The 4,166-nt window shown below is 64.5% G+C and carries 2 protein-coding genes; one reads left to right on the plus strand and one right to left on the minus strand.

Translation table 11 applies throughout. From position 1 onward, the window contains the following. The first annotated feature begins 246 nt into the window (after window positions 1-246). On the plus strand, window positions 247-1,701 hold the full coding sequence (locus tag ACFWPJ_RS26230; RefSeq protein WP_378855148.1) for a flavin-containing monooxygenase: 1,455 nt from the start codon (window positions 247-249) through the stop codon (window positions 1,699-1,701). Between the two features lie 1,000 nt (window positions 1,702-2,701). Here ACFWPJ_RS26230 and ACFWPJ_RS26235 read toward each other — a convergent pair. Next, entirely contained in the window at window positions 2,702-3,811 is a 1,110-nt protein-coding gene (locus tag ACFWPJ_RS26235; protein WP_378855150.1) for a GGDEF domain-containing protein, read from the minus strand. Window positions 3,812-4,166 lie beyond the last annotated feature (355 nt).

A 4,166-nucleotide genomic window follows, 5' to 3' on the forward strand; every position in this document is an offset into this window, starting at 1 on the left:
CCGGGGGGGGGGTGTCGCTTTCACGCCCGGGGTGTGGGGGGCCCGGGCCACCCCCCACGGCCGGCCCCGCAACGGCCGGTCGGCACCGCCGCGCTACTCGAGAACTTGCGGGACAACCCTTAGGATAGACGCATTCAAATTGTGTGCGTGAGCTCCGGCGGCTGCTCGAAAGCACCTTTCGAGAACCTTCCGTCGCCGCGCATCCGGTGAATACTGTGCATTTCGCGACGGCATCAAGGAGCACGTATGAGCGAGGCCACCCACCTGAATGTTTTGATCGTGGGCGCTGGACTGTCGGGAATAGATGCTGCTGTCCACGTCAGCCGTGCCTTTCCGGCGAGGAGCTATGCGGTGCTGGAACAGCGAGGAGAATTGGGTGGGACCTGGAGTCTGTTCCGATATCCAGGTATCAGGTCGGACTCCGACATGTACACCCTCGGTTTCGGATTCAGGCCGTGGAACGGGGAAAACGCCATCGCGGACGGCGTTGACATCCTGTGCTATCTGCGTGAGACGGCAGCGGAGTACGGCGTGGATCAGCGGATCCGATACCACCACCGAGCCACCAGATTCTCCTGGTCCACAGACGAGAAGTGCTGGACGGTGGCGATCGAACACGTCGATACCGGTGAAACGTCGACGCTCACCTGCGACTTTCTGTTCTCCACGAGTGGCTATTACGACTACGACCATGGCTACACACCCGACTGGCCGGGCCTGGACGCCTACCGCGGCACACTGGTCCATCCGCAACACTGGCCGAAGGATCTGGACTACACCGGTAAGCGGGTGGTCGTGATCGGTTCGGGCGCTACCGCGGTCACGCTCATCCCCTCGATGGCCCGCGAGACTGCACACATCACCATGCTGCAGCGGACGCCCACCTATATCGTGAGCCAGCCTCGAAAGGACCCAGTTGCCCAGGTACTGAACAAGATCCTGCCCGGCAAGCTGGCTGGCAAGGTGATCCACGCACGCTATGCCGCCCTGACAATCGGTTTCTACGAGTTCTGTCGCCGCAACCCCAAGACGGCCAGAGCCTTGTTGGAACGGTGGGCGAGGGTCCACCTACCTGACGGTTTCGACTACGCCAAACACTTGCGCCCACCGTATGATCCGTGGGATCAGCGGCTGTGTGTGGTGCCCGGAGCCGACCTGTTCAAAGCGATCCACAGCCACAAAGTCGACATCGTCACCGACATCATCGAGCGGTTCACCACGAATGGCGTCGCGCTCACTTCGGGCCGCGAGCTCGAAGCCGACATCGTAGTGACCGCCACCGGTCTCGAGGTGGTCCCGATGGGTAAGGCCGAGTTCTACGTCGACGGTGAGCAGATCGAACTGGGCAATACGTTCACCTACAATGCGATGATGCTCAGCGACGTCCCGAACTTCGCTTTTGTCATCGGCTATTCCAATGCTTCCTGGACTCTGAAGGCGGATCTGGTCTGCGAGTACGTCACGCGATTGCTCGACTACATGGACCAGCACAACCTGAAGGTTGTCGTCCCGCGGCTGGCGGAGGGTCTCGAGCCGAAGCCGTTGCTCGACCTCACCTCGGGCTACCTGCAGCGCGCGGCCGGCAAACTACCCGTCGCCGGTGACCGCGACCCGTGGCGGCTGAAACACAACTGGTACTTCGACAAGAAGGCGCTGCGGCACAGCCGGATCGACGACGGTGTGGTGGCGTTCTCCGAATGAGCCCGCGCCGACCGCGCTCGAAGCCGCACACAGAGTGATCGACTCCGGCCGCGGAGTGCGTGAGGTCGCCCGCGAGTTGGACGTGCCGAGAACGTGCTCCACAAATGGGTGCGTGAGGAACGTCGCCGTGTGGCCGCCGCTACTGGGCCGGCGCCGACCGGCCGGTCTCGAAGACCAAGGCGGTCGACACCGTCGTTACGCTGTGCTGGAACGGATTGCCGACATTCGTTCGGGAAGAATAGGTGTCGGCACCCCGACGGTGGCCAGGCGTCGGCCTGCGGTGAGGTCGGTTAGTGCGCCCCCCGCGCGAGCGGGGATGAGTTCTTGACCGGCACCGTCAACTCCTGCGGCATCGGGTGTTTTGCCATCAAGCAGGGTGAGTTCCGGCTCGGGTGGAGTGCATCCCTGAACACCGGGTGCTCCTCATTGGGATAGCCGAGCCGTCGATGGTGGGGCGCCGGTCCAGCCGTCCGGGAAGTCCTGCGAATCGTCAGCGTTGTGGGATCGAGTCGAGGCTGTCGATCGAGGGAATCGCGCGTACGACTCGTCCGATGCCAGGCCGAGTGCCCGTCGGGTGCGGGCTGGAGCGCCCGCCGTCCCGGCGTCCATGGATTGTCAGCATCGGCACATCGAGTCGTTGGATCCGCGCGCCGGTGTCGGTCCCGGCCGCCGGTCGTACCTTGCCCGCGTAGGTCGACGCGCACGACGCGGGATGGTGTCTGCCGTCGCATCCGGCTGGTCGACCCGCTATCCCGTCTTGCATGCCGTAGATTCCGGTGCTGGGTCCACTCGGTGTCGCAGACGCCGAGTCGGTCGCGCCGATTGCGGTCGCGACGATGATGCGGCTCCAGTTGCGCCGACTCGCTTCCGGGGTTTTCCGACGATGTCGTTGCTGCGATGACCGGACTCGTCACGGCACTGATGCCTCAGTCGGTCGTCGGCACTATTGCGGATCGGCTCACGAGTCCACTGGCGATCTCGAGGGTGCCGGAACCGGTCGCTACCTGTGGTGGTCCGGGGTCGGGTGGTGATGATTCGGCGGCGGCGTGAGGTCGTCGACCACCACCAGGTTCCCGCCGGATTGTTTGGCCCGGTACATCGCCGCGTCGGCCGATTGCAGCATTCGGTCCGGAGTCGGGCGTGGACACTGCGGGCAGGTTCCTGTGTCGAAGACAGCCACACCGACGCTCGCGGTAACCACCACAGCGGTCTCCGGCGGTTCGGCGACCACTTGGCACAGCCGTTCGGCCTCGATTCGAGCGGCCGCTGCGGCGATCGGAGCGGCCACTACGAATTCCTCTCCGCCGGTGCGTGCCACCACTGCCAGCTCCCCGGCGGCGTCGCGCAACCGGCGCGCGGTTCGTTTCAGGACGGTGTCGCCAATACTGTGGCCCCAGGTGTCGTTGACGTTCTTGAACCGGTCGAGGTCGAAACAGATGACACAGATCGCGGGGCTGCGGTCCATCAGTTGCGGCAGCCGGTTCTCCAGACCTCGGCGGTTGAGCAGTTCAGTCAGTGGGTCCGACAGCGACTCGCTGCGCAGCAGCCAATAGAGGAGCTGGTACGCGGGCATCGCGCCGGCCACCGACGCGAGCAGGAGCGCGACTGCGAGCGCCAAGTGGACATCGCCGCCGCCGGTGGCGATTCGCACCGACAACACAAGTACCGACAGCACCGACCAGGCCGAATGCACGGCCAGTGCCCGCGCGTTGTGGAAGAAGCTCAGATAGCTGCCGGTGACCAGGAGAAGTACCGTGCCCATCGCCCCGAACAGCCGATCCTGCAGCTGGAGGAATTCGACTGTGAACAGCACGTCGGCACAGGCGATCAACAACAGCGACTCGGTTTTGTTCGGCCACGGCAGCAGCCACCAGCGCGCTGCCCACAGCATCCCGGACAGCACTCCGATCATCGAAGCGATTCCGGGATCGCCGGGCGGCCCTACCGGTGTTCCCGCGATCACCGCGCCCATCACCGCGATCACCGCGCCCGCGCTGCCGATCAGTACCTTGAGCGGTGCCAGCGCTGATCGAGCCGCCAGGGTGCTGACCAGCCATCGGTAGTCGACCGGGTCCTTCCACCAGGCGCGCAGCGTGTTGCCGTCCTTCATTGCCCGGCCCTTGGTTCCCGGCCGCGTTGCCGACTGCCGCTTGCGCCGTCTGTGAGAAATCCTGAAATCCCACCAACTCATCGGCAGTAGTCTAGGTCGGCCCCGTTCATGCCCGACGCGTGCGTCTGTGTCGCGGCCCACTGCAGGCGTGCATGCGGTCGTCTCGGCCTAGAAGCGCCTGTCAGCGGCGATCACCCCGATGGCCCGTTCACCGCCACCGGGCATCGAGTCCGGGTAATCTTCTTCGAGCATGTCGTTGATCGTCTACGCAGTTAGCCGTGTTGGGATGTGCGGATGAGTTCGACCCGTTCGTGGCAGCCGCTGTCTCTTTTAAACAAAAACCAGCCCACCCAAC

This window comes from Nocardia sp. NPDC058497 (assembly GCF_042720195.1).
Classification (GTDB): domain Bacteria; phylum Actinomycetota; class Actinomycetes; order Mycobacteriales; family Mycobacteriaceae; genus Nocardia.